Origin of the sequence: Arthrobacter sp. FX8 (assembly GCF_026723805.1) — a bacterium.
Classification (GTDB): Bacteria; Actinomycetota; Actinomycetes; order Actinomycetales; family Micrococcaceae; genus Arthrobacter.
The window spans coordinates 1,787,581-1,812,072 of record NZ_CP113505.1; the positions used below are offsets into that span (position 1 = coordinate 1,787,581).

Below are 24,492 nucleotides of genomic sequence, written 5' to 3' on the forward strand. Positions count from 1 at the left end.
CTCAGCTTTCCAGCAGGAGCCGTTGGGCCCGGGGCGCGAGGGTATGTTCCAGGACCAGCGAGGCGGCGCCGATGGCTCCCACGTCCTCCCCGACGCCCGTGCCAACAACCTCGATGGGGTGGATCAGCCTGACGTCGCTGTTGGCATCCAGGAGTGGCGGAATCAGCTCCAGGTAGCGCTCCGCCAGTCCGCTCCAGAAGGGGCCGCCGAAAACGACGCGTTCCACGTCGAGGGTGTTGGTGACAACGGAGACCGCCCGGGCCACCAGGACGGCGGATTTGTCCAGGATGGCAGCGGCGCGTTCGTCCCCGCCGTCGGCGAGTGCGCACAGCCGGGCGAAGCTTTGCTGGACTTCGGCGCCGCTGTTACCCGCGCGGGATCCGTCCAGGATGCCCGCTGCTTCCGCCTCCGCCACCAGGACCTGCGGGATGCAGGAGGATTTCACGCAGCCGCGCAGGCCGCAGTCGCAGGGTGGGCCGTCGGGATCGACGATGATGTGTCCTATCTCCCCGGCGTTGCCGGACGTGCCGCGGACCACTTCGTCGTTCAGGACGATGCCGCAGCCGATGCCTGTGCCCATATACATGAAGACGAAGCTGCCGGCGCCGCTGGGCCCGCCTGCCCATGTCTCCGCCACGGCGGCGCTGGTGACGTCCTTGTCAACGAGTACCGAGTAACCGGTGGCCCCGGCCAGCGCTTCGCGCAGCTCCACCCTGTCCCAGCCGGGCAGCAGTGGTGGATCCACGACCGTGCCGTTGTCCAGGTCGATGGGGCCGGGCGCAGCCACGCCCAGGCCGGCGATGCGGCTGCGGTCCACGCCGGAATCGGCGACGAGCTGGTCGATTTCCGCAGCGATGGTGCTGATCACGGCGGAGGGATCGTTTCCGCCAGGGGTTTTGATCCGCGAGTGCCGGACAACAGATCCCACCAGGTCCAGCACCACGAACGTGGTGACTGCGGGGTCCAGGTGGACACCAAGGGCGTACATGCCGCCGGGATTGAGGCGGAGGATGGTGCGCGGCTTGCCCGGGCCGGTACCCTCCTTGCCGGCCTCGACAATCAGGTTCTGGTCCAGCAGGCGGCGCGAGATGTTCGAAATGGTCTGCGGGGACAGGCCCACGATCTGGGCCAGTTCAACGCGGCTCAGGCCACCGGACGTCCTGCGGATTGCGTCAAGGATGACGGTGAGGTTGAAATCCCCCATCCTGGGCAAGTTGGTTCCGCGTCTCGGAGAGGATTGGCGGATCTCAGACACTGTGTCCCCTAAACGTCTTCGGCTACCTCGTGATGGTGATGCTTTGAATCGTACGTTAAGGGTGGTCCCCCGCCCATATGCGCGGGCGGCGGCGCGGCGCGGCAGGATCCGCGGTTCCCGGCGGTGGACTCCCGGTGGCCGGGCGCGTTCCAGTCAGAGGGGGCGGCGGGTGCTTCGGGTGACGGTGAACTTGGGGTTCCGCCCCTCCACCACGGTGGGCCCCACGTACCGTTCCAACGCCGGCAGGTAGGCGAGGTGCCGGTTGAAGACCGTCCACAGCTCGCCGCCGGGAGCCAGCACCCGCCCGGCTGCCTGGATCATCTTGAGGCCGGCACCGGCGTGGACGCCCGCACCGACGTGGAAGGGTGGGTTGAGCAGCACGGTGTCCACGGCGGCGTCCGGGAAGGTGCTCAGCGCATCGTCCTGCAGAACGCTGATGCGGTCTGCCAGGCCGTTTGCGCGGGCGGTGGCAAGGGCGGACTGCACTGCGGCCGCGGACTGGTCCGTGGCTGTCACGGCGGCTGCCGGGAACTGCCGCGCGTACATCGCGGCAAGGATTCCGGTGCCGCAGCCGAGGTCGACGGCGTGCCGTGCCGGTTTCATCCGGGGCAGGAATGCCAGGAGGAAACGCGTGCCGATGTCCAGCCTGGGGCCGGCAAAGACTGCGCCGTGGGCTGCCACGTCCAGGTCCACGCCGGCAAGGTGCTCCACCACCGGGAAGCGGGGCGCCGCGGTGGAGGGTTTGGGGCCCGCGGCAAGGAGGACCCGGGACTTTTGCCGTGCGAGCTGCGGCTGCACCGAAACGAAGTACCGTTCAAGGACGGCGTTCATGCCCAGCGACATGTGCTTCACCCGGCCTCCTGCCAGCAGCCGGACGTCCGGTGCGGCATGCAGGGCCACGGCGGCAGCGATTTCTTCCAGTTCCGCGAGGGTCTTGGGGAGCTGCAGGAGGATGGTGTCTGCTCCCGCCAGCAGCTGGTGCCCCAGGGGCAGCTGGACAAACTCCGCCCCGGGCCCGTCCCCCAGTTCGGCCGCGTTGAGCCGCAGTGCCCTTTCCCCTGTGATCAGGTCCTGGTGCACGCGCAGCGCCGCCGGGGCAAGCACTGCCGAGGCGCCGAGCGTCAGGGCCCCGTAGCGGTCATTGATCACCGCCACGGTACCGCCGGCCCGCCCCAGCTGCACTGCAGTCTCCAGCAGCAGCCGGTCCGTGGCATCCCAGGCCTGCAGGTTGGGGGCTTCGACATCGGGCCGCCGGCGCAGGACGTTGAAAATGTCCGCCAGGGTGTTTGCTGCCACCGGTGTCCTGCCGCCTTCTGTTGCCTTCGTTCGCCCCGCGTCCCGGGGCATCACCCCCACGTTACCGTTTTCGCCGCCGTCGCCATTCCAGGCAGCTTCAGGATCCCGGTCACTGCCGCGCGGCCCGCACGGTTGGCACCAATGGTGGACGACGACGGCCCGTAACCTACCAGGTGGACGCGCGGCTCGGCCGCCACCCGGGTTCCGTCCATGGCGATTCCGCCGCCGGGCCCGCGCAGGTGAAGCGGGGCGAGGTGTTCCAGTTCCGCCCTGAAGCCGGTGGCCCACAGGATGACGTCGGCCTTGCGGAGGCTTCCGTCGGCGCGGCGGACGCCGTCCGGTTCGATGGACGTGAACATCGGCTCCCGGTCGAGGGCGCCCCTTCCCCTGGCCGCGCGGAGTGCTGGTGTCCAGATGAGGCCCGTCACGGACACGACGCTTTGCGGCGGAAGTCCCTGGCGGACACGGTCCTCCACGAGCGCCACGGCCTCGTGGCCCGCTGTGGCATCGAACGGCGCGTCGCGCCACACCGGTTCCCTTCGGGTGAACCAGCTGGTGGTGGTGACGCGGGAAATTTCTTCCAGCAGCCCGACGGCGGAAATGCCGCCACCCACCACCACCACATGTTTGCCGCGGAACTCCTCCGCGGAGACGTATTCGGCGACGTGCAGTTGCCTGCCGCGGAACGAGGACTGGCCCGGGTAAATGGGCCAGAACGGGCGGGTCCACGTACCGGTGGCGTTGATGATGGCCCTGGCCGTCCAGTCCCCGCGTGTGGTTTCGACCCGCAAGTGCCCAGCCGGGTCATCATCTTCGCGCCTGACGGCCCGTACCTTGACGGGCCGGAGAACGGACAGACCCAGCTCAGCCTCGTAGCTTCCGAAGTACCGGGTCAGGAATTCCGAGCTCGGTTCCGCCGGATCCATCTCCGGTTTGGCGATGCCCGGCAGATCGCTGATTCCGTTGACCGTGGCCATGCGCAGGCTCCTCCAGCGGTGCCGCCATGCACCGCCCGGCCCTTCCTCGGCGTCCAGCACGGCATAATCAATTCCCCGGCGCTGCAGGTGGTAGGCAGCCGAGAGGCCGGCTTGGCCCGCCCCGATGACCACCACGTCGGTTGGGTCAGGACTCACCTGCCCATGATAGTCGCGGAAGCCAACGCGGCCTTAGGGTAGGCGCATGGAAACTGGAGCAGCCGAACGGACAGGAAACGGAAGCACCGGGCACGCTGCCCGGCTGGAGAAGGCCCTGGGGGTGGTGCTGGGGACCGGGCAGATCCCGTTGCGCCTGCGCGCGTGGGACGGCTCGGAAGCGGGACCCGTGGACGCACCCGTCCTGGAGTTCAGGTCCCGAAAGGCCCTGCGCCGCATTCTGTGGTCGCCGGGACAGCTGGGGCTGAGCCGCGCCTACGTGGCAGGTGAAATCGACACCCCGGGGGACATCTTCGCGGCGTTCACGGCATTGAGCTCGGCCGGCAAGTTCGCCGAGCCCGGGCCGTTCCGCCCGCTGACCGCAGGCGAGCTCTGGCGGCTGTTGCGCACCGCGGTCCGGCTCGGCGCCATCGGGCCCAACCCTGCCCCGCCACCGGAGGAGGCGCGCATTGCCAAAAAGGGCAGGATGCATTCCCGCCGCCGGGATTCGGCCGCCATCTCGCATCATTACGACGTCGGCAACGACTTCTACGCCCTGGTGCTGGGACCGTCGCTGGTCTATTCCTGCGCGGTATGGGCCACCCCGGCGGCGCCGAAGCCCCCGGGGGTGGCCCTGACGCGGGGCTGGACGCCGCTCAGGAGGCCAAGCTGGACCTGGTCTGCCGCAAGCTGGGGCTTCAACCGGGGATGCGGGTGCTGGATGTGGGCTGCGGCTGGGGCAGCTTCGCCCTCCACGCTGCGTCCAGGTACGGCGTCAGCGTAGTGGGCGTGACGCTCTCCAGGGAACAGGCCGCCCTGGCCCGCAAGCGTGCAGCGGACGCCGGCCTGACGGACAAAGTGGACATCCGGGTCCAGGATTACCGGGATGTCAGCGACGGGCCATTCGACGCCATCAGTTCCATCGGCATGTCCGAACACGTCGGGCGCGCCCAGACCCCCGCCTACGCCTCAGCCCTCTACGGGTTGCTCCGGCCCGGCGGGCGGCTGCTGAACCACGCCATCTCCTGGAACGCCGGCCCCACCAGCCCGGACCCGGACTCATTCATTCCCCGGTACGTGTTCCCCGACGGGGAGATGATCAGCCTCGGCGAAATGGTGGCCGCCCTGGAAACGGCGCGGTTCGAAGTCCTCGACGTGGAGGCCCTCCGCCGGCACTACGCGCTCACGCTCCGGGCATGGGTAAGCCGGCTTGAGGAAAACTGGGACGAGGCGGTGAAGCTGGCCGGTGCGGGACGCGCCCGGGTGTGGCGGCTCTACATGGCCAGCAGCGCCATTGGCTTCGAAACCGGGCTGACCGGAGTCAACCAGGTGCTGGTGCGCCGCCCGGGTGGAGAGGAACCGCCGCTGCGGCGCACCGCCTGGATGTGAGCCGTTTTACTCCCGCCAACACTCCACGTACAGCGCCCTCCTGCCGGGACGTAACCCGGCAGGAGGGCGGCCTAATCCCGGGGAGGACCCGGGCTTCCTTCAGGCCACCGGCGGAGGTCCGCCTGGCCGGGTGAAAGGCTGGATTTTCTCGATCTGGACCACCTTCGGGTCTGTCTCGTCGGCGGCGTAATCCGTGGGCCGGGTGAGGTCCTCCCCGTGCGGACCTTCAGGGCCCGCAGCACCAGGGTCAGGACGGCGGCGACAATCAGGTTCAGCGCGAACGCGGACACCGCGATGTAAACGGTGAAGTCCGTCCCGGGGATGGGGGCCAAAGAGCCGCCAAAATGGGCCTTGGTCGCCGGATTGACCACGTTGTATGCGGAGATTGTTCCGAAGATGATGCCCACCGCCCAGCCGACAAGCAGCGCCCAGCGGTCGAACCACCGGGTGTACAGGCCGGCCACCACGGCCGGGAAGGTCTGCAGGATCCAAATGCCGCCCAGCAGCTGCATGTTGATGGCCGCGGACTGGTCCATGGCGATCACGAAGACCAGCGCGCCCACCTTCACCACCAGCGAGACGATCTTGGAAACCTTCGCCTCTGTCCTGGCATCGACGTCAGGCCGGATGAAGTCGCGGTAGATGTTTCGGGTGAACATGTTTGCCGCCGCAATGGACATGATCGCCGCGGGGACAAGCGCCCCGATGGCGATGGCAGCCAGGGCCACCCCCGCAAACCAGGCCGGGAAATGGTCAAGGAACAGCTGCGGTACCACCAACTGCGGATTGACCGATCCGTCCAGGTCGATGGGCTTGGTGCCCGCCTTGATGGCCACGAAACCCAGCAGGGCCAGGAAACCAAGCATCAGCGAGTACAGGGGCAGGATGGCGGCGTTGCGGCGGATGGTATTGCGGGCCTTGGATGCCAGCACCGCCGTCACGGAGTGGGGATACATGAAGAGCGCCATGGCCGAACCCAGTGCCAGTGACCAGTAGGCGGAGTAGTTGGCAGCACCCGGAATGAAGACCCCTGCGGGCTTTCCGGTGGCCTGGTTCACCGTGCCCAGTTTGGCCTGTGCCGAACTGAAGATGGTGTCCCAGCCGCCGAACTTGATGGGCAGGTAGATGACGGCCACGATCACCGCAAGGTAGATCAGGAGGTCCTTGACGACGGCAATCATCGCCGGCGCGCGGAGTCCCGATGTGTAGGTGTACGCGGCCAGGACCACGAAGGCCAGGATCAGCGGCAGGTCGGTCAGGAGCACATTGCCTGAGCTGCCCAGGCCAAGGACCGTGAGGACGGCCTTGATGCCTACCAGCTGCAGCGCGATGTAGGGCATGGTGGCCACGATGCCCGTGACGGCGACGGCCAGCGAAAGCCAGCGGCTGCCGTAGCGGCCGCCCACGAAGTCCGCTGAGGTGACGTAGCCATGGCGGTGGGACACCGACCACAAACGGCTCATGATGATGAAGATGATCGGATAGAGGACGATGGTGTAGGGCACGGCAAAGAAGCCGCTGACGGCGCCCGTGGCCCACATCGCTGCGGGCACTGCCACGAAGGTGTAGGCGGTGTAGAGGTCCCCGCCCAGCAGGAACCAAGTGATCCAGGTGCCGAATCCGCGGCCGCCCAGGCCCCACTCGTCCAGGCTGTGCAGTCCTTCCACCTCTCCGCTGCGGCGCCATTTGGCGGCCAGGAAGCCCATGACGGCAACAACGACGAACAGCAGCACAACAATGATCAAGGCAATCCAGTTGATCTCGCGCCCGTTCATGGCCGGTCCCCTCCCAACCCGGCATCGGCGGAGGCTGTGCCTGCCCGTGGCGGGCCGCCTGGACGTGCCTCAGCCCGCCGTCGTCGGTCTTCCTTGGTTACCAGCCAATAGGCCGTGCCGGTCAGGATGGCCGAAATGGGCACCCAGAGCAGCTGGTACCAGTAAAAGAACGGCAGCCCGGCCAGCCTGGGCGCATCGAAGGAGTAGAGCTGCGGCATGAGGGGGAAGAGGATTGCGGCGGCCAGGATGATGCCGGCACCGATGTATGGAGCGGGCCTCGCAGGCCCCGGATCGCGGTATCGCGTGTCAGGCGCGATTCCTCTGGAACAGCATCGCCGTTGTAGCCGGAACCATCTGCGTGGGACATCTGTGACCTCCTCGTCAGCCTGTCCCGCGTCCCCGCTCTTGGGTGAAAGCGGCCGGGCGGCGGGACGATGTGCCCTCAACCTCAGTTGTACCCCGCTTTGACCTGCGCGGGAAGGGTTTTTCCACCGGCTGCAGGTCCCCATCCGGAGAGAAAAGGACCAGGCCCCCAACAACGACGAAAAAGGGAACCAGCACAAATGTGATGGTTCCCTTTTCCGTGTATCGGTGGAGCTGAGGGGACTCGAACCCCTGACCCCCTGCATGCCATGCAGGTGCGCTACCAGCTGCGCCACAGCCCCTTACTCTTGTTCCTTCCGGTCGAATTCGCCGGAGCAACCTGACCAGAGTAATGCACTTTTCCGCTGGACGCCAATCGGCGGTCAACGGCCCCGGAACCGCGCTCCTCCGCCGCGCAGTCCTGCAGGCATTCAGCCCTCGTAAGCTGCGCGGGAACGGCTGGAAACGAAAAGTCCGCCGGAACCAGGATGGTTCCGGCGGACCCGCCGGTGGAGCTGAGGGGACTCGAACCCCTGACCCCCTGCATGCCATGCAGGTGCGCTACCAGCTGCGCCACAGCCCCGGATCGTTGCTGCTCCAAGGAGCTATCTCCGGGGTCTCCCCCGAAGCAACTCAAATATCTTAGAACAGCAATTCCGAAAATTCCAAATCGGGAATATTCACTCTCCGCACCCGTTCACGGCGCGGGCGCGGCCTACTCGCTGTCGGCTATTGCGCCGGCTTTGGCGGATACGTCGTCCCCGAGCTGCAGGTCCACCACGGGGCAATCCTTCCAGAGCCGCTCCAGTGCGTAGAACACCCGGTCCTCCTCATGCTGGACGTGGATGACGACGTCGGCGTAGTCCAGCAGGACCCACCGGCCGCCGGAACGGCCCTCGCGGCGCACCGGCCGCAGGTCCTGTTTGGCAAGTTCTTCCTCGATGCCGTCAACGATGGCGTTGACCTGGCGTTCGCTGGGTGCCGAGGCGATGAGGAAGACGTCGGCCAGGGCCAGGCGTTCACTCACGTCCATGGCGACGATGTCCTGCGCAATCTTGTCGGCGGCAGCCTTGGCGGCCGTACGGGCTATTGCAATGGACGATTCTGTTGCAGTCACGGGACTCCTTGTTTGGTGAAAAGTTGATGCCGGTGCGGTCAGCGGGACATGCCGCTGACGATCAGGATGATGCCGGCAATGAGGGCCAGGATCCCGAACGCGAGGATGCAGAACTGAAGGATGCGGTTCCGCCGCGCCCTTGTCAGGCCGGCCGTTGCGGCGTCCAGGGGGTCAAGGCCATGGGCGGCGCGGGCAGGGACGCGGGGAAGATCCTCGAAGAGATCCTCTGAGGGGTTCTCCGTCAGGTTGTCCGGGAGCGATACCCGTTTGGGACGGCTGGCGGCTTTGGCCGCTGCCTCGGCACGGGCTATGACCTGGGACCGGCCGGTGGCGGATTCGGGCGCTGGCGCCTTGGGGCGGTTGGCAGGTTTGCGTTTTCCCGGAACTTTGGTGCCGGGCCTGGTGGTGACCGGGACATGCGAGGTTGCCGGCGGCTTCATCACCGGACGTTCGACGCCGGGCACCTGGACGAACTCGAGCGGCGTCACCATCGCCAGGTTGTTGGCGGTGGACGGGCCGGGCTTGTCTTTGGCGGCGGCTTCCCTGGCCGGGGCGGGAGGATTCCCCGCCTGTTCGGCGAGCTTCTGCCGGGCCATTGCCCTGCGGTTCAGGACCGCGGCCCGCTCCGCCAGGGCGATCTGTTCGGCCAGGATCTCCGGATCGACGGCCTCCGGATCCACAGACGCGATGTGCTCCATTTTGGCGATCTGGTTCCTGGCCTGCGCGGCGATCAGCGCCCGCGCTTCCAGTGCCTGTTCCACCGTCATCCCCTCCGGGGCGCCTCCTGGAGCCGGTGCAGGACGTTCAGCGGCGGCTGCGGGCCCTGGTTTCGCCGGGGCACCAGTTTTTACCGGCGCGCCGGTGTTCGCTGCAGGGGCCGGGGCAGCAGTGTCCGCTCCTGACGACGCGGTGGGGGCGGGCGCAGCGGCTGGTGGCACAATCGGATTGGCGGCCGTCAGTGCCTGCTCTTTGAGTTGCTGCAACCGCAGCTGGCGCCGGGTGGGCGGTCCCCCGGCAGCAAGCTGGCCTTCCTTTTCCTCAAGTTCCTTGATGGTGCGAAGCGCGGCCCGGTCGCGGGCGCGGATCTGGGACGAACGCTGGGTGGGCGTCTGGTCTTCAGGCGTCCGGTCGGCAGGCGTGTCGGCGGGGGCCGGCGGAGTTGTTACTGCGGAGCGGGAGCGGGCCGTCGCATCCTGTCCCGCCGGTGCGGGTGCGCCGTCGGCCGGCCGGTTCGCGGCAGGCGGGCGCTGCCCGGTGGCGGGCGGGGTGGCCTGTTGGGCGTCCCTGGCCTTCCGGAGTTCCCGGCGGCTGCGGATTGGGGGCTGTTCCTGACTCATTGAGAACTCATTCAGTACTGGCTGGTTCGCGTGCTTCGGAAGTTATTTCATCCGCGCTTGCAGGCGGCGGGTCCGAATACAGGCCGTACTTGGCGATGTATTGGACCACCCCGTCGGGGACCAGGTACCAGACCGGGTTGTTCGCTGCCACACGGGCCCGGCAGTCCGTTGACGAAATGGCCATGGCCGGAACTTCCAGGAGGCTGACGTCGTCGCGGCCCATCCCGTCCAGGACGTGCCCGGGACGTGTCACGCCCACGAAGTGGGCCAGCGACCACAGCTCGTCAATGTCCTTCCAGGACAAAATCTGCGCCAGGGCGTCCGCGCCGGTGATGAAGAAAAGGTCGGCATCGGGGCGCTGGGCCCGGAGGTCGCGGAGGGTGTCGATGGTGTAGGTGGGACCCGGACGGTCAACGTCGACACGGCTGACGGTGAAGCGCGGATTGGATGCCGTGGCGATGACGGTCATCAGGTAGCGGTGTTCGGGCTCGCTGACCTGTTTATGGGACTTTTGCCATGGCTGCCCGGTGGGGACGAAGACCACCTCGTCGAGGTCGAACTCCGCCGCGACTTCGCTGGCCGCGACAAGGTGGCCGTGGTGGATGGGATCGAATGTCCCGCCCATCACGCCAAGCCGCAGCCGCCCCCGGGCACCATTGCGGTGCAGGTTGTGGGAAATCTTAGTGGCCCTGCCCGCGATCGTGCTTATTGGGGTGCTGGCGGTGCGGATCGGCGTGCTCGTCCGTGGCGGCGTGGCGGTTGCCCAGGTTGGTGTAGGACCAGGCAATGAACATCAGGACCACCAGGATGCCGAACATGGAAACGCCAAAGACCCACGGTTCGGCCCACAGCGGCGCAAGCTCCTCATGGCCTGATTCACCTGCGGCGGCGACGGACGTGGCAATCTGCTGGAGCAGCATTTTCTCCCCTATGTTCAAGGATTTACGGGCAGCGGAACCTTCCGCTGCTTTCCGGGTTCTGGTCTATGTTACCGCGTTGCTATGCGCGGACCTGGCCTTCGCCCTGGACGATCCACTTGGTGGTGGTGAGCTCGGTCAGGCCCATGGGCCCGCGGGCGTGCAGCTTCTGGGTGGAAATGCCCACCTCGGCACCGAGGCCAAGTTCCCCGCCGTCGGTAAACCGCGTGGAAGCGTTCACGATCACCGCCGCCGAATCCACCTCGGCGATGAACCGTTCAGCGTTGGCAAGGCTGTTGGTGAGGATCGCTTCGGTGTGCCCGGTGGACCAGGTGCGGATATGTTGCACGGCCTCATCGAGGCTGTCCACCATGGCCACGGCCAGGTCAAGGTCCATGTACTCGGTTCCCCAGTCCACATCCGTGGCCGGCTGGGTCTCGATCCCGGGCAGCGCGGCGCTGATGCGCCCGTCCACGTGCAGGCGGACACCGGCGCCACGCAGGGCGGCGGCCACGGCGGGCAGGACGGTTGAGCGCGAATGCACCAGCAGGGTCTCGACCGTATTGCAGACACTGGGCCGCTGGGTCTTGGCGTTGAGCAGGATCTCCACGGCCATGTTTTCGTCGGCGGACTCGTCGAGGAAGATGTGGACGTTCCCCTCCCCGTTTCGATGACGGGCACGGCGGAGTTGGTCACCACGGTCTGGATCAGGTCGCGGCCGCCGCGGGGAATCAGCACGTCCACCCTGCCGCGGGCCTTCATCAGGACGTTGGCACCGGCGCGGCCGTACTGGTCCACGGTCTGCACGGCGTCGGCCGGAAGGCCCACAGATTCGAGGGCTTCGCGCAGCACCCGGACCAGGACCTGGTTGGTGGCCTCGGCAGCGCTGCCGCCGCGCAGGATGACGGCGTTGCCGCTCTTGAGGGCCAGCCCCGCGATGTCCACGGTGACGTTGGGCCGTGCCTCGTAGATGGCCGCCACGACGCCCATGGGCACGTTGACCTGGCGGAGGCGGAGCCCGTTGGGAAGGGTCTGGCCGCGCACCACATTGCCCACGGGATCCGGGAGGTTGGCCAGGTTCTCGAGGGCGGCCACCAGCCCTGCCACGCGGGCCTCGGTGAGGGTGAGCCGGTCCAGGAGCGCGGCGGAGGTGCCGTTGGCCTTGCCTTTTTCCACATCCATGGCGTTGGCGGTGAGGATGGCCGGCACGTTCTCCTGCAGGGCGGCTCCGACAGCCCGGAGGGCGCGGTCCTTCCAGGCACGGTTGGCAGTGGCCATCCGGCGGGCAGCGTGGCGGGACCGGTCCGCGAGGGCGTGGACAGCCGCTTCAACCTCCGCAGCGGATAGAGGCGCAGCAGCTGATCCCTGTTCTGCCACGGCACCCGGCTGCGCCTGCGCAGCAGTGGTTCCGGAATTTTCAGCAGTGTGGATCAGGGCTTCAGTCATGCTCCAAGTTTAGGCGAGCCCTGGGCTCAGACCAGCACCAGGTCATCAACATGAACAACTTCGCGGTCATAGCCGCTGCCCAGTGCCTCGCCCAGCTCCCGGGTGGAACGCCCCAGCATGCGGGGCAGCTCCTCCGACGAGTAGTTCACCAGGCCGCGGGCCACAACGATGCCGTCGGTTCCTGCCAGCTCCACGGCGTCGCCCGCTTCAAAGTCGCCCTGCACCGCGGAAATCCCCGCCGGCAGCAGGGAGGTGCGGTGGTGCCGCACGGCACGCACCGCCCCCTCGTCCAGGACCAGGCGGCCCTGCACCGAGGCAACGTGCGCCAGCCACAGGAGCCGGACGGGCTTGCGGGAACCGTTGACGGAAAACCACGTGCCCACGTCCTCGCCATTCAGGGCTGCGGCGGCGTTGGACGTGGAGGTCACCAGGGCGTGAATGCCCGAACCTGCCGCCATGCTGGCAGCTTCCACCTTTGTCATCATCCCGCCGGTTCCCACACCGGCCTTGCCCGCTTTGCCGATGGAAACGCCCTCGAGGTCGTGCGCGCCCGTGACCAGGGGGATGCGCTTGGCACCCTGGGCGGGCGGCCCGTCATAGAGGGAGTCGACGTCGGACAGCAGCACCAGTGCGTCGGCGCGCACCAGGTGCGCCACCAGGGCGGCGAGCCGGTCGTTGTCGCCGAAGCGAATTTCGTGGGTGGCCACGGTGTCGTTCTCGTTGACCACGGGGACCACACCGAGGTTCAGCAGCCGGTCCATGGCGCGGAGGGCGTTGGTGTGCTGGCTGCGGCGCATCAGGTCCTCGGCCGTGAGCAGGACCTGGCTGACGGTGACGCCGTGCGCGCCGAAGGCCTGGGTGTACCGGGCCATCAGCAGCCCCTGGCCCACGCTGGCGGCGGCCTGCTGGGTGGCGAGGTCGCGGGGGCGCTTGGCCAGTCCCAGCGGGGCCAGTCCGGCCGCGATGGCGCCGGAGGAGACCAGGATGATCTCGGCGCCCGCGTTGCGCTTGGCCGCGAGTGCGTCCGCCAGGGCGGTCAGGGATTCCTCCGAGATGCCGCCCTTGATGCTGGTCAGAGACGAGGAGCCCACCTTCACGACGATCCGGCGGGCGCCTGCCAGTGCGCTCCTGTCCGCCGTCCGCCCGGCGGGTTCCGCGGTCATGCCCCTAGAGGTCATCGTCCGCTTCCAGTCCGCTCTCCTTCACAGGGTGGGCAGCGCGGCGGCCACTGACGGATTCGGTCCAGATACCGGCTTTCCGTTCCGCCTCGAGCTCGGCCCGGGCGGCGGCCTTGGCGTCACGGCGCTCCTGCTGCTCATCGCGCTTCTGGCTGCGGGTGGGCCGATCCCCAATGTCTGCGAACCGCACATCGGTGCCGCGCGGTGACGCCAGGAGCTCGGCCCCTGCCATCATGGTGGGCTCCCAGTCGAAGACGACACCGTCGTCCCCGCCGATGACCACGGTGTCGCCCGGCTTGGCGCCCTGCTTGAACAGTTCAGTCTCCACGCCGAGCTTGGCGAGCCGGTCCGCAAGGTAGCCGATGGCTTCCTCGTTGGTGAAGTCGGTCTGCTTGACCCAGCGTTCGGGCTTTTCGCCGAGGACGCGGAACAGCGGCTCCAGGTTCTTTTCCTCGCGCCGGATCTTGAAGCCGGCCTCGTTGACGGCGCGGGGACGCAGTACGGCGGGCTGGACCTTGGGCGGTGCCGCAGCGACGGCGTCGCGGGCCGCCTTGACGATCTCCGCCATGGCGAAGCCCAGCTGGCGCAGGCCCTCATGGCTGGTGGCGGACACCTCGAACACGCGGTAGCCGCGGGATTCGAGTTCCGGACGCACGAATTCGGCCATGTCCTTGCCGTCGGGCAGGTCTACCTTGTTCAGGGCCACCAGCCGGGGGCGGTGGTTCAGGGGTACCACTTCGCCGTCCTGGCCTGCGTAGCTCATGTCGACGGCGTACTTCTCCAGCTCGCCCTCGATGATGGCGAGGTCCGACAACGGGTCGCGCTCCGATTCCAGCGTGCCGCAGTCCAGCACGTGCACCAGGGCTGCGCAGCGCTCCACGTGCCGCAGGAAGTGGTGGCCCAGGCCGCGTCCCTCGCTGGCACCTTCGATGAGCCCGGGTACGTCGGCGATGGTGAACCGCACGTCTCCGGCCTGCACGACGCCGAGGTTGGGAACCAGCGTGGTGAACGGGTAGTCAGCGATCTTGGGCCGGGCCGCGGACATCGCCGCGATGAGGCTGGACTTGCCGGCCGACGGGAAACCCACCAGCGCGATGTCGGCGATGGACTTCAGTTCCAGGACGATGTCGCGGGACTCGCCTTCGATGCCCAGCAGCGCAAAGCCGGGGGCGCGGCGCTTTTGCGAGGACAGGGCGGCGTTGCCGAGTCCGCCAATGCCGCCTGCGGCGGCCACGTACTCGGTGCCCTCGCCGACGAGGTCAGCCAGGACGGTGCCGTCCTTGGACTTCACCACGGTGCCGTCCGGGACGGGCAGGATGAGGGTTTCACCGTTTTTGCCGCCGCGCCAGTCACCCATGCCGGGGCCGCCGTTGCTGGCGTGCCGGTGCGGTGCGTGGTGGTAGTCAAGAAGCGTGGTGGTCTGGTGGTCGACGCGGAGGATCACGTCGCCGCCGTTGCCCCCGTTGCCGCCGTCGGGTCCGCCCAGCGGCTTGAACTTCTCGCGGTGGACGGAGACGCACCCATGGCCGCCGGTACCGCCGGATACGTGCAGTACTACCCGGTCTACAAAGCTGGCCACGTGGATCTCCTCAGAAACTGTTTACCTGGCGGCCCAGGGGACGCCACATCGATTGTAATGCGGTTAAAGAACAGTGGAGCGGACCCTCAGGCCCGCTCCACCGTTTCAGAACTTGTTGTTACTCTGCAGCTGCAGCAGCAACGATGTTGACTACGCGACGACCGCGGCGGGTGCCGAATTCAACGGCGCCCGGGGTCAGGGCGAACAGGGTGTCGTCGCCGCCACGGCCAACGCCGGCGCCCGGGTGGAAGTGGGTGCCACGCTGGCGGACGATGATCTCGCCGGCCGAAACAACCTGGCCGCCGAAGCGCTTGACGCCGAGGTACTGAGCGTTGGAATCGCGACCGTTGCGAGTGGAGCTCGCGCCCTTTTTATGTGCCATCTGAAATGCCTGCCTCTAAATTCTGGGGAATCTGTTGAAATGCCTGAACAGTAACCGGTGGTTACTTGATGCCGGTGATCTTGACCTTGGTCAGTTCCTGGCGGTGACCCTGGCGCTTCTTGTAGCCGGTCTTGTTCTTGAACTTCTGGATGACAATCTTAGGACCACGCAGGTCCTGGAGGATTTCAGCCGTAACAGTTACCTTGGCCAGGTCAGCGGCGGCGGAGGTGACCTTGTCACCATCAACCAGGAGCAGTGCGGGCAGCTCAATGGTGCTGCCGGCTCCACCGGCGACGCGGTTCAGGGTAACGAAGTCTCCAACGGAAACCTTCTCTTGGCGGCCGCCTGCGCGGACAATCGCGTACACCACTTGGGAACTCACTTCTCTCGACGTTTATTACAAAATTTGCGTGCGGAACCGACTTGCTAAAAGCTTGGTTTCTCGCTGTGCCTCAACGCCGTGGGGTCGTAACCCAAGTGTTGGCGTAAGCACCGAAGATCAAGAATACGCTAAATCCATCTTCGGCCGCAAATGAGGCTGGTTCAGGCGGGCCGGCTGTGGTAGTAACCACAGCCCGGCAGGAACCGCCGCAACCGTGCTCCACCATCATAGCCGGGCCCGGCCCGCGGGGGTCAGGAATGCAGCCTCGGCGCGTCGAAGAACTCCACTTCCAGGCGGCAGGACTGCTTGAACGCCGTCACCATCGCCGCCCTCTCATGGTCCGGCGCGGTCCGTCCGGCTGCATCCACGATGGCGATGGCTTTGCGGGTTGCTTCGGCGAAGCCCTCGTCGGCGTACGTCCGGAGCCAGGCCGCGTAGGCATGGCCGTCCGGTTCGCCCGAGGCCAGGAACCGGGCGTGGAGCTTCCCGCCGACTTCGGCGTAGAGCCAGAAGCAGGGAAGCACGGCGGCGGCGAGGACGGCATAGCTGCCCGACGCCGACGCTGCCGTGAGGTGGTCCACGTATGACTTGGTGACGGGGCCCAGGCCCTTCGGGGCCGGGCGGGTGCTGAGCCACGAGCGGTGGAGTTCCGATTCCACCTCAAGGCACTGCTGCGCGGATCCGGCCCAGAAAAGCTGCTCGGCCTCCGAGGGGGCCAGCGCGCTGGCCCGTGCCAGCACCCTGGAGTAGCCGTTCAGGTAGAGGGCATCCTGCGCCAGGTAGTAGGCAAAGTCCTTCTCCGGAAGGTCTCCGGACGCCAGGCCGTGGATGAAGTCCAGTGCGTAGATGTCCGCCAGGTCCTGTTGGGCTTCCGACCACAACCGGGCCGCGAAGCCGCCCTCCTCCAGGACCGGCCGCACGTGGTGGAAGTGGTGTACGGGGCCGTTCCCCTGGCCCACCTCCAATTGGCCGGAGTTCTCAAGTGCGCCGGCCAGCCAGGGCTTGACCGTTCGCAGTGATGCCTCCCAATTGCCCAAACGGGCCTGGACTGTTGCCATGGCAGAGGACAGGGAACAGCCCGTCCCGTGGCTGTTCCGCGTGGAAACCCGCTTCCCCTGCACTTCCACCACGTCCGGCCCCAGGAGGCCCGAAGTGTTGACCAGCGCATCCGGGCAGTCGAGGCCTGAAAGGTGGCCACCCTTGACCAGCACGGTGGCTCCGGTGGCTTCCGCCAGGCGCCTGCCCTGGTCCAGCGCGGTGTCCCAGTCCTTCGCCGGCTCCGTGCCCAGCAGCAGCGCGAGCTCGGGAAGGTTGGGGGTGATGAGGTGGGCAAGGGGCAGCAGTTCCCGGAGCGCGGCTTCGGCGGATTCTTTCAGCAGCCTGTCGCCGCTGGTGGCCACCATGACGGGGTCCAGGACCACGACGGCGGGACGGGCCTTTCCGAGCCACTGGCGGACAGTGCGGATCACCGACTCGTCGCCCAGCATGCCGATCTTGACGGCGTCGATGCTGATGTCGTCACTGACCGCGTCCAGCTGCTGGGCCAGGAAGCCGGCCGGCGGGACGTGGACGGACTGCACGCCCCGGGTGTTTTGCGCCGTGAGTGCCGTGATCGCGGCCATGCCGTATCCGCCATGGGCGGCAATGCTTTTGAGGTCCGCCTGGATCCCGGCCCCGCCGGACGGGTCGGAGCCTGCAATGGAGAGGACGCGCGGGACATCGCGGCCCCCAGGCAGCGCGGGGGCCACGCCGGACGCTGTGGGCAGGGGCATGGAGAGGGTCGAAGACAACAGACATCCCTTCGCCGGTACTAGCCGGACAGGTTCAACGGGTGTGGATCTCAGCCGGCCTTCTGCGCGGCACCCCGTGTCGGGTTCCAGAGTAGCCGCTGGGGCGTACCCGGCGGAAAGGTGACAGCACCCGCGCATGCAGGAAGTCCCCGCCCGTGGACTGTTCCCCCTGGATTCATGGGGGAACAGTCCGCACGACGGGGACTTCCTGGGTGGCGCGTTGGCTGCGCCCTGGCTTAGAGCTCCGAGGCGGGGACGCCGACGCCGAGGATGATCGGTTCCCCTGCCGGCTTGCCGGGCTCCGCCGCAGCGGGCTGTGCTTTGGCGGTGTCCGGGGCCTTGGCTGCGTGCGAGTGCCCCGCGCCTGTCGCCTGGACGTTCTCGTGGTGCTGGACAACGGTTTCATTTGCGGCACCCTGGGCACGGCTGGCAGCGCGGTGGCGCCGCGGCCTGCGTTGCCGGGACTGCTCCAGCGTGTGGTCGGAGTAGTCCTTTTCCGCCGGAGCTTCCACGGCGGCACGCGCCTCCGCTCCCCCGCCGGGCTGCTGTTCGGGCACCGACTGTTTGGGCGCTGACTGTTCGGCCGGCTTCACCGTGTCTGCGGCCTTGGCGGGCGCGTTCTCCACGGGGGAAGCCGGCTGGCCGAGGTGGGCAAAGGCTTCCGCGAGCCGGTCCAGCGTGAGGGCGGGCCTGGGATGCTGGTCCTCAGCGTGCTCCACGAAGGGAAGCGGGACTTCCTCGCCGCCGAAGGTCAGGACAGCTGCGGGGCGTGCCGGGCCATCGGCGTCGTGCTTCTCTTCAATAGGGGCCTGCGCAGGCTCGGCGGACGGTGCCTGCCGGGTGGCTGCCACCTCATCGTCATGCAGGTGGGCCGCATGGGCGGCAGCCGCGATGTTCGCCAGGGCAAGCCGGGTGGCCTCTGCCTTTGCGTGCCGCTCTGCGTCTGTGGGGTCCGGAAGGACGGTGTGGACGTGGACAGCAGGCGCCGGGGCAGCCTCGGGCTGCTGGCCGCCGCGTCCCCGCCGCCGTTTGCGCTCGGGACGGACTCCGGGCTGGCCGCCATCGGCCCGCTGCCCTTCGGGGCGGTGGGCTTCCCCGCGGGCTTCGGGGCGGCTGTCGGCGCGCTGGACGTGGTGCTCGGCCGCCACAATGTTGGCGCGGCGGTGCTCCACGGGATCGTCGTGCGTCACTACGCCCCGGCCGGCGCAGGCCTCACACTGCTCGCCGAAGACTTCCAGCAGGCCCGTCCCCATGCGCTTGCGGGTCATCTGGACCAGGCCCAGCGACGTGACCTCGGCAACCTGGTGCTTGGTCCGGTCGCGGCCCAGGCATTCCACCAGGCGGCGCAGGACCAGGTCGCGGTTGGATTCGAGCACCATGTCGATGAAGTCGATCACGATGATGCCGCCGATGTCGCGCAGCCGCAGCTGGCGCACCACTTCCTCGGCAGCTTCCAGGTTGTTCTTGGTGACGGTTTCCTCGAGGTTGCCGCCGCTGCCGGTGAACTTGCCGGTGTTGACGTCCACCACGGTCATGGCCTCGGTGCGGTCGATGACCAGGGAGCCGCCGGAGGGCAGGAACACCTTCCGCTCAAGGGCCTTGTGGATCTGCTCGTCGATGCGCCAGGCGGAGAAGATGTCCTGGTCCTTGGTCCACTTCTCGAGGCGGCCCACCAGGTCCGGCGCCACGTACGTGACGTAGGCCTCGATGGTGTCCCAGGCCTCCTCACCGGAGACGATCAGTTTGGAGAAGTCCTCGTTGAAGACGTCCCGGACCACCTTGATGGTCAGGTCCGGTTCGCCGTACAGCAGCTCCGGGGCCAGGATCTTGGTGGACTGGGACTGGCTTTCGATGCCTTCCCACTGGGCGCGCAGGCGGTTGATGTCGTGCGTCAGTTCCTCTTCCGAGGCACCTTCCGCGGCGGTCCGGACGATGACGCCGGCGTGCTCGGGCAGGCGGTCCTTGAGGATGCGCTTGAGGCGGTTGCGTTCGACGTCGGGCAGCTTGCGGGAGATGCCGGTCATGGAGCCGCCGGGCACGTAGACCAGGTAGCGGCCGGGAAGGGAGATCTGGCTGGTCAGCCGGGCGCCCTTGTGGCCGACGGGATCCTTGGTCACCTGGACCAGGACGGTGTCGCCGGATTTGAGCGCGTTCTCGATGCGGCGCTGCTTGCCTTCGAGGTTGACGGCTTCCCAGTTGACCTCACCGGCGTACAGCACGGCGTTGCGGCCACGCCCGATGTCCACGAACGCAGCTTCCATTGACGGCAGCACGTTCTGGACCTTGCCCAGGTAGACGTTGCCGATGAGCGAGTCCTGCTGGGTCTTGGATACGAAATGCTCGGCCAGGACACCGTCTTCAAGGACGGCGATCTGGATTCTGTCGTCGCGCTGGCGTACGATCATCTGCCGGTCCACGGATTCGCGGCGGGCCAGGAACTCGGCCTCGGTGATGACGGTGCGGCGGCGGCCGGTGTCGCGGGATTCGCGGCGGCGCTGCTTCTTGGCCTCAAGGCGGGTGGAGCCCTTGACGCTGGTGACCCGGTTGTTGACCGGCGCTTCACTGACCGCGCGCGGGGCACGGACCCTCGTCACCGTGTTGGGCGGGTCGTCGCCTTCCCCGCCGGTCAGCTCCAGGTCCTGGTCACCGCGGCGGCGGCGACGGCGGCGGCGGGACGTCACGCCGTCCTCGGCTTGTGTGGCGCTGTCCTCGTCGGCCTCGTCCTCGGCGTCAGCCTCGGCGCTGCCACCCTCGATGTCCTCGTCCGCCTTGTCGCCGACGCGGCTGCGGCCCCTGCGGCCGCGGCTGCGGCGCCGGCGGCGGCTGGAGGAATCGTCGCCGTCGTCGGTTTCTTCCTCTTCAGGTTCCTCGACGGCGGGTGCTGCGGGACGGACCACGGTGCTGAGGTCCGGGGCCTGGAAGAGCACGGATGTGGGCGATGCAGGCTCCAGGAAGAGGGAACCAAAGGGGCTGGCGGCCGCGGCGGGGGCGGTCTGTTCCTTGACCGCAGCGTGCTCTTCCTTGGCCACAGCGGGGGTTTCCCGGGCAGGCCCGGGGGCTCCGGCAGCCTCGGCGGCCGCGACGGGTTCCTGGGGCTGCTCCTGCGCAGGAGCTGCTTCCTGGGCGGCAGCTTCCTCCCGGGCCGGTGCCTGTGCCGGGGCTTCCGGGATTGCTGGTTCTGCAGCGACGGCGTCCGCTGCCGCGGCTTCCGCCGCGGGCGGGGCAGCCGGGGACGCGGCCTTGCGGGTGGCTACCCGACGGCGGCGAACAGGTTTGGTTTCGGCGTCCGCCGTGGCAGCAGGTGCTGCGGCAGCGTCTTCACCGGCCACGGCCGGTGCCGGGGCATCAACGGACGCAGCATCAACAGGCGCAGTGCCGGCGGCAGCGGTTGCCTCTGCGTCATCAGCGAAGGCGGGCAGGGGTTCGGGGGCGTCCGCTTTCCTGCGGGCGCGGGTGCGGCGGGCCGGGGCCTTGGTCGCCGCGGCGGCTTCCGCCGACGGCGAGTCGCCGCTTACTTCAGGGGCGGCTGCCTCCGGCGCCGTGGCCGCTGCATCCGTCACGGCTTCTTCGGTCTTGGGAGCCGTTTTCCGGCGGGTACGTACAGCCCTCTTGGGTGCAGCAGCAGCCTCGGCAGCCGGTGCATCATCGTTAACGGCCAGTTCCTGATCATTGTCCATATGTGGCAACACTCCTGCCCCTGACGTACCGCCACATCCGGCACCCATTGGGGCACATATTGTCAAAACCCGCAGGCGTTGACAGAAGTCACGTGGATACTCCCAGGTTCGCACCGTCATTGGGGTGCGGCAGCCCGTGGGAGCCGGTGGATGTTCTGAAAACCCGTTGTTCTGCGTGCCACAACCAGGTGCCGCCCAATGGAGTGGCGGGAGTGCCGGAAGAATCCGAAGCCTGCCCTGCCCATCATTGGCGGTCTTGGGAACATACCACCGGACCGGAGTCCGAATGTGGATCGGCTTCCAGCCACGTTCATTCTCTCATACCCGCGCCGGATCGCCGCGGAGGCAGGCACTTCCGTTCCCATTCCTGTGTGGCGGCACCAGCCGCCGGCGTTACAATCAGGCTCAGGAGCACCGGACGAAAAGGACGCCACACCCATGCCCAGCATCTCCCCCGTCAGCGCCCATGAAACGGAAAGGGCCACGGATCCGCAGGCCACTGCGGCCGCAGGCGTTCCGCGGATGGCCCGGAACCGGCCCTTCGGCTGGCTGCTGGTCATCACCGGAATCGTGGGCTGGCTTGCCTCCGGAACCCTGGTCCTGGAAAAGCTCGAAGTCCTCAAGGACCCCAACCACACCACCGTCTGCGACGTGAACCCCTGGATCTCCTGCGGCCAGGTCATGCAGACGTGGCAGAGTTCGCTGTTCGGTTTCCCCAACATGTTCATCGGTATCGTCGCGTTCGCCGTCACCATAACCGTGGGCATGGCGTTGCTGTCCGGTGCCGCGTTCGCGCGGTGGTACTGGATGGGGCTTCAGGTGGGCGTCACGCTCGGCTTCGCCTTCGTGGTGTGGCTGTGGTCCCAGGCCCTGTATTCGATCCACATCCTGTGCCCGTTCTGCATGATCGTCTGGGCGGCCATGATTCCGCTCTTTGTGTGGACCACCATCAGGAACATCACGGCCGGAGTGATCCCAATGCCCGCGGGGGCGGCCCGCGTGCTGGGTGATTCCGGCTGGATCATCACGGCACTGCTGTACGTGGCCGTCGTCGCCACCATCTTCTTCGCGTTCATCCAGGTCTTTGCGGGCACGTCAGGCTTCTGAGCTGCGGACGGCAAAAGGCCCCTGGTTCCGAAGAACCAGGGGCCTTTTGCTGTCCTTGGACTGTCAGCCCTGGAACCAGATCTTGATCTCGCGCTCGGCGGAGTCGGTTGAGTCGGAGCCGTGCACCAGGTTCTGCTGGACCTTCAGGCCCCAGTCCCGGCCGAAGTCGCCGCGAATGGTGCCCGGGGCCGCGGTCGTGGGGTCCGTGGTGCCGGCCAGTGACCGGAACCCTTCAATGACGCGGTGGCCTTCGAAGATGGCCGCCACCACGGGTCCGCTGAGCATGAACTCCACCAGCGGCTCGTAGAACGGCTTGCCTACGTGCTCCTCGTAATGCTGCTCCAGCAGCTCACGGGTGGCGTCGACCTTTTTCAGCTCAACAAGGCTGTAGCCCTTGGCTTCAATGCGGGCCAGGATGGCGCCGGTCAGGTTACGGGCGACGCCGTCGGGCTTGATCAGGACGAGGGTGCGCTCTGTAGTCACAACTGCTCCAATGCGTTCGTGGGGTTTCGGGATAAGTCTACGGGGACTGGCTTACGGGGACTGGTTTACGGGGACTGGGGCTGGGCGGGACCGGCCCCGTCCGGGTGGGCGGCTTCCCATTCGGCCTGTTCGCGTGCCCGCTGCGCAGCCTCGCGGTCCAGCCGGATGCCGGTGCGGATTCCGTACCACCAGGCCGCGGCGAAAAGCCCACCCACCAGGAACATGGCCGGCTCGAAGATGCCTGTGAGGATCAGGACCAGCTGCAGGATCCAGCCCAGGCCGATGCCCCAGGGCCTGTTGAGGACCGCGCAGGCGAAGATCATGACCACGCTGAGTGCGATCCCCACGCCGAGGATCAGTGCCGGCGGAAACTCCCCGCGGCGCAGGCCAAACACCACCAGGGTGGCGAAGAACATGACGAACGCTTCCAGGAGCAGCACCGTGGAAGCGAACATCACCTTGGTGGAGCGGCGCTTCTTGGGCATGCCGGGACGCCACTCGCGCTGGGCCTTGGTCAATCTGGCCACGCTTACGCCTCCGTTTTTCCGAGCAGGATCCGCGCCTCTGCCACCAGGGTGATGGAGCCGGTGACCAGCACGCCGCCGGAAAGGTCGTCATTGGCTTCGGCCCGTTCCACGGCCCATTCGAGTGCGTCGTCCAGCTTTTCGGCGATGTGGACGTTGTCCTCGCCAAATCCCAGGTCGATCGCCAGCTCCGCCAGCTCGGCGGCCGGAACCGCCCGGGGAGAGTTGGACTGGGTGAAGCAGTACTCCACTGCCATGTCGCCCAGCGACTCCCTGATTTCGCGCAGGATCTCCTCCGCGTCCTTCTCCTTGAGCACGCCCACCACCGGAACCAGCCTGGTGAAGGTGAATGCTTCCCGCAGGGCGGCGGCGGAGGCCTTGATGCCGTCGGGGTTGTGGGCGGCGTCCACGATGATGGTGGGTGCGGTCCGCACCACCTCAAGGCGGCCGGGGGACGTGACGGCCGCGAAGCCTTCCTGCAGCACGTCGAGGTCGAGTTCCTTTTCACCGCCGAAGAACGCCTCCAAGGCGGCCACCGCGACGGCAGCGTTCTGTGCTTGGTGGGCGCCGTGCAGTGGCAGCATGAGGTCCGGGTAGCGGCCGGCGATGCCCTGGATAGTCAACACCTGCCCGCCAACAGCCACCGTCCGTGACTCGACACCGAACTCAACGCCCTCGAAGCGGAACGGTACGCCCACCGCCTTGGCCTTCTCCAGCAGCACCTGGGCCGCATCGAGGGGCTGGGCCGCGCTGATGAGGTAGCCGCCGGGCTTGATGATGCCGGCCTTTTCGCGGGCGATGTCCTCCGTGGTGTCGCCCAGGAGGTCGGTATGGTCCAGCGAAATCGGCGTCACCACCGAGACCTGGCCGTCGCCGACGTTGGTGGCATCGGTAATGCCGCCCAAACCCACCTCGATGATGGCCACGTTGACCGGCTGGTCAGCGAAGATGGCGAAGCCCAGGATGGTGAGGCACTCGAAGTACGTCAGTCTCGGCTCCCCCTCGGCTTCGAGTTCCGAGTCCACAATCTGCAGGTAGGGCCTGATTTCGTCCCAGATCCTGACAAACGTCTCGTCGGATACCGGATGGCCGTCGATGCTGATCCGCTCGGTGACCTTGGACAGGTGCGGGCTGGTGTAGCGTCCGGTGCTCAGGCCGTGGGCGCGGAGCACGGACTCGATCATCCTGGATGTGGACGTCTTGCCGTTGGTTCCGGTCACATGGATGATCGGGAACGCCTTGTTGGGCTCGCCCAGCACGTCCATCGCACGGAACAGCGGAGCCAGCCGCGGCTCCATCTTGTTTTCCGGCGCCCGTCCCAGCAGTTCGGCGTAAACGCTTTCCACGGAAAATTCGTCGCTCATG

19 protein-coding genes, 2 tRNA genes, 2 pseudogenes and 1 riboswitch are annotated in these 24,492 nt (G+C 67.4%); of the genes and pseudogenes, 2 read left to right on the plus strand and 21 right to left on the minus strand.

The window, feature by feature from the left end; translation table 11 throughout:
- Window position 1: 1 nt before the first annotated feature.
- The 3 genes from OUO20_RS08155 to OUO20_RS08165 form a co-directional block, all read right to left on the minus strand.
- Window positions 2–1,204: an ROK family transcriptional regulator gene (locus OUO20_RS08155; RefSeq protein ID WP_134164661.1), complete on the minus strand. Its 1,203-nt coding sequence runs from the start codon at window positions 1,202–1,204 to the stop codon at window positions 2–4.
- A gap of 204 nt (window positions 1,205–1,408) precedes the next feature.
- Window positions 1,409–2,551 (minus strand): class I SAM-dependent methyltransferase, encoded by a 1,143-nt coding sequence (locus OUO20_RS08160; protein ID WP_268003227.1) that lies wholly within the window; start codon window positions 2,549–2,551, stop codon window positions 1,409–1,411.
- Window positions 2,552–2,601: 50 nt separating this feature from the next.
- Entirely contained in the window at window positions 2,602–3,684 is a 1,083-nt protein-coding gene (locus OUO20_RS08165) for an FAD-dependent oxidoreductase (RefSeq protein WP_268003228.1), read from the minus strand.
- A 46-nt stretch (window positions 3,685–3,730) separates the two neighbouring features.
- Between OUO20_RS08165 and OUO20_RS21680 the strand changes: the two are divergent.
- Window positions 3,731–5,070: pseudogene (locus tag OUO20_RS21680) on the plus strand (class I SAM-dependent methyltransferase).
- Window positions 5,071–5,141: 71 nt separating this feature from the next.
- On the opposite strand, the gene mctP reads toward OUO20_RS21680, so the two are convergent.
- The 15 genes and pseudogenes from mctP to OUO20_RS08250 form a co-directional block, all read right to left on the minus strand.
- Window positions 5,142–6,845: a monocarboxylate uptake permease MctP gene (mctP, locus tag OUO20_RS08180; RefSeq protein WP_268003230.1), complete on the minus strand. Its 1,704-nt coding sequence runs from the start codon at window positions 6,843–6,845 to the stop codon at window positions 5,142–5,144.
- Window positions 6,842–7,063 carry a DUF3311 domain-containing protein gene (locus OUO20_RS08185; protein WP_268003231.1) on the minus strand — a complete coding sequence of 74 codons (222 nt, stop codon included), beginning with the start codon at window positions 7,061–7,063 and terminating at the stop codon, window positions 6,842–6,844. Before OUO20_RS08185 ends, mctP begins: the two co-directional genes overlap by 4 nt.
- A 374-nt stretch (window positions 7,064–7,437) precedes the next feature.
- Window positions 7,438–7,510, minus strand: a tRNA-Ala gene (locus OUO20_RS08190).
- Window positions 7,511–7,718: 208 nt separating this feature from the next.
- Window positions 7,719–7,791 (minus strand) — tRNA-Ala (locus tag OUO20_RS08195).
- 132 nt (window positions 7,792–7,923) lie between these two features.
- Window positions 7,924–8,325 carry a ribosome silencing factor gene (gene rsfS, locus OUO20_RS08200; RefSeq protein WP_268003232.1) on the minus strand — a complete coding sequence of 134 codons (402 nt, stop codon included), beginning with the start codon at window positions 8,323–8,325 and terminating at the stop codon, window positions 7,924–7,926.
- A 38-nt stretch (window positions 8,326–8,363) separates the two neighbouring features.
- A complete protein-coding gene (locus tag OUO20_RS08205) occupies window positions 8,364–9,662 on the minus strand; it encodes a hypothetical protein (RefSeq protein ID WP_268003233.1) in 1,299 nt (432 codons plus the stop codon).
- A 7-nt stretch (window positions 9,663–9,669) separates the two neighbouring features.
- Window positions 9,670–10,341, minus strand: a complete 672-nt coding sequence (nadD, locus tag OUO20_RS08210; protein WP_377204418.1) for a nicotinate-nucleotide adenylyltransferase — start codon at window positions 10,339–10,341, stop codon at window positions 9,670–9,672.
- A gap of 1 nt (window position 10,342) precedes the next feature.
- A complete protein-coding gene (locus OUO20_RS08215) occupies window positions 10,343–10,582 on the minus strand; it encodes a hypothetical protein (RefSeq protein ID WP_018769459.1) in 240 nt (79 codons plus the stop codon).
- A 79-nt stretch (window positions 10,583–10,661) separates the two neighbouring features.
- A pseudogene (locus OUO20_RS08220) lies at window positions 10,662–12,025 on the minus strand (glutamate-5-semialdehyde dehydrogenase).
- Between the two features lie 26 nt (window positions 12,026–12,051).
- Window positions 12,052–13,188 (minus strand): glutamate 5-kinase, encoded by a 1,137-nt coding sequence (proB, locus tag OUO20_RS08225; RefSeq protein WP_018769461.1) that lies wholly within the window; start codon window positions 13,186–13,188, stop codon window positions 12,052–12,054.
- A gap of 4 nt (window positions 13,189–13,192) precedes the next feature.
- Entirely contained in the window at window positions 13,193–14,782 is a 1,590-nt protein-coding gene (gene obgE, locus OUO20_RS08230) for a GTPase ObgE (protein WP_018769462.1), read from the minus strand.
- Window positions 14,783–14,900: 118 nt separating this feature from the next.
- Entirely contained in the window at window positions 14,901–15,164 is a 264-nt protein-coding gene (gene rpmA, locus OUO20_RS08235; RefSeq protein ID WP_009372867.1) for a 50S ribosomal protein L27, read from the minus strand.
- A 61-nt stretch (window positions 15,165–15,225) separates the two neighbouring features.
- Window positions 15,226–15,534 (minus strand): 50S ribosomal protein L21, encoded by a 309-nt coding sequence (rplU, locus tag OUO20_RS08240; protein WP_003803420.1) that lies wholly within the window; start codon window positions 15,532–15,534, stop codon window positions 15,226–15,228.
- Between the two features lie 263 nt (window positions 15,535–15,797).
- On the minus strand, window positions 15,798–17,318 hold the full coding sequence (gene thiD / locus OUO20_RS08245; protein ID WP_056390658.1) for a bifunctional hydroxymethylpyrimidine kinase/phosphomethylpyrimidine kinase: 1,521 nt from the start codon (window positions 17,316–17,318) through the stop codon (window positions 15,798–15,800).
- Window positions 17,319–17,325: 7 nt separating this feature from the next.
- Window positions 17,326–17,423, minus strand: a riboswitch (TPP riboswitch).
- 149 nt (window positions 17,424–17,572) lie between these two features.
- Window positions 17,573–21,013, minus strand: a complete 3,441-nt coding sequence (locus tag OUO20_RS08250) for a ribonuclease E/G (RefSeq protein ID WP_268003234.1) — start codon at window positions 21,011–21,013, stop codon at window positions 17,573–17,575.
- Between the two features lie 438 nt (window positions 21,014–21,451).
- On the opposite strand from OUO20_RS08250, the gene OUO20_RS08255 reads away from it, so the two are divergent.
- Window positions 21,452–22,120 (plus strand): vitamin K epoxide reductase family protein, encoded by a 669-nt coding sequence (locus tag OUO20_RS08255; RefSeq protein WP_056390664.1) that lies wholly within the window; start codon window positions 21,452–21,454, stop codon window positions 22,118–22,120.
- A 63-nt stretch (window positions 22,121–22,183) separates the two neighbouring features.
- Here OUO20_RS08255 and ndk read toward each other — a convergent pair whose 3' ends face one another.
- The 3 genes from ndk to OUO20_RS08270 all read right to left on the minus strand — a co-directional run bounded on the left by ndk (window position 22,184) and on the right by OUO20_RS08270 (window position 24,491).
- On the minus strand, window positions 22,184–22,603 hold the full coding sequence (ndk, locus tag OUO20_RS08260) for a nucleoside-diphosphate kinase (protein WP_018769466.1): 420 nt from the start codon (window positions 22,601–22,603) through the stop codon (window positions 22,184–22,186).
- A 65-nt stretch (window positions 22,604–22,668) separates the two neighbouring features.
- Window positions 22,669–23,130, minus strand: coding sequence for a DUF4233 domain-containing protein (locus tag OUO20_RS08265; protein WP_026265799.1), 462 nt, complete (start codon window positions 23,128–23,130; stop codon window positions 22,669–22,671).
- A gap of 2 nt (window positions 23,131–23,132) precedes the next feature.
- Window positions 23,133–24,491, minus strand: a complete 1,359-nt coding sequence (locus OUO20_RS08270) for a bifunctional folylpolyglutamate synthase/dihydrofolate synthase (RefSeq protein WP_056390666.1) — start codon at window positions 24,489–24,491, stop codon at window positions 23,133–23,135.
- Between the last annotated feature and the right edge of the window lies 1 nt (window position 24,492).

Bases quoted from the DNA above. Each gene is read 5' to 3' on its own strand.
- thiD (WP_056390658.1), bottom strand. From the start codon at position 17,318: ATGCCCCTGCCCACAGCGTCCGGCGTGGCCCCCGCGCTGCCTGGGGGC.
- mctP (WP_268003230.1), bottom strand. From the start codon at position 6,845: ATGAACGGGCGCGAGATCAACTGGATTGCCTTGATCATTGTTGTGCTG.
- OUO20_RS08185 (WP_268003231.1), bottom strand. From the start codon at position 7,063: ATGCCGCAGCTCTACTCCTTCGATGCGCCCAGGCTGGCCGGGCTGCCG.
- proB (WP_018769461.1), bottom strand. From the start codon at position 13,188: ATGACCGCGGAACCCGCCGGGCGGACGGCGGACAGGAGCGCACTGGCA.
- OUO20_RS08155 (WP_134164661.1), bottom strand. From the start codon at position 1,204: ATGGGGGATTTCAACCTCACCGTCATCCTTGACGCAATCCGCAGGACG.
- rpmA (WP_009372867.1), bottom strand. From the start codon at position 15,164: ATGGCACATAAAAAGGGCGCGAGCTCCACTCGCAACGGTCGCGATTCC.
- OUO20_RS08215 (WP_018769459.1), bottom strand. From the start codon at position 10,582: ATGCTGCTCCAGCAGATTGCCACGTCCGTCGCCGCCGCAGGTGAATCA.
- OUO20_RS08205 (WP_268003233.1), bottom strand. From the start codon at position 9,662: ATGAGTCAGGAACAGCCCCCAATCCGCAGCCGCCGGGAACTCCGGAAG.
- OUO20_RS08270 (WP_056390666.1), bottom strand. From the start codon at position 24,491: ATGAGCGACGAATTTTCCGTGGAAAGCGTTTACGCCGAACTGCTGGGA.
- OUO20_RS08255 (WP_056390664.1), top strand. From the start codon at position 21,452: ATGCCCAGCATCTCCCCCGTCAGCGCCCATGAAACGGAAAGGGCCACG.
- OUO20_RS08250 (WP_268003234.1), bottom strand. From the start codon at position 21,013: ATGGACAATGATCAGGAACTGGCCGTTAACGATGATGCACCGGCTGCC.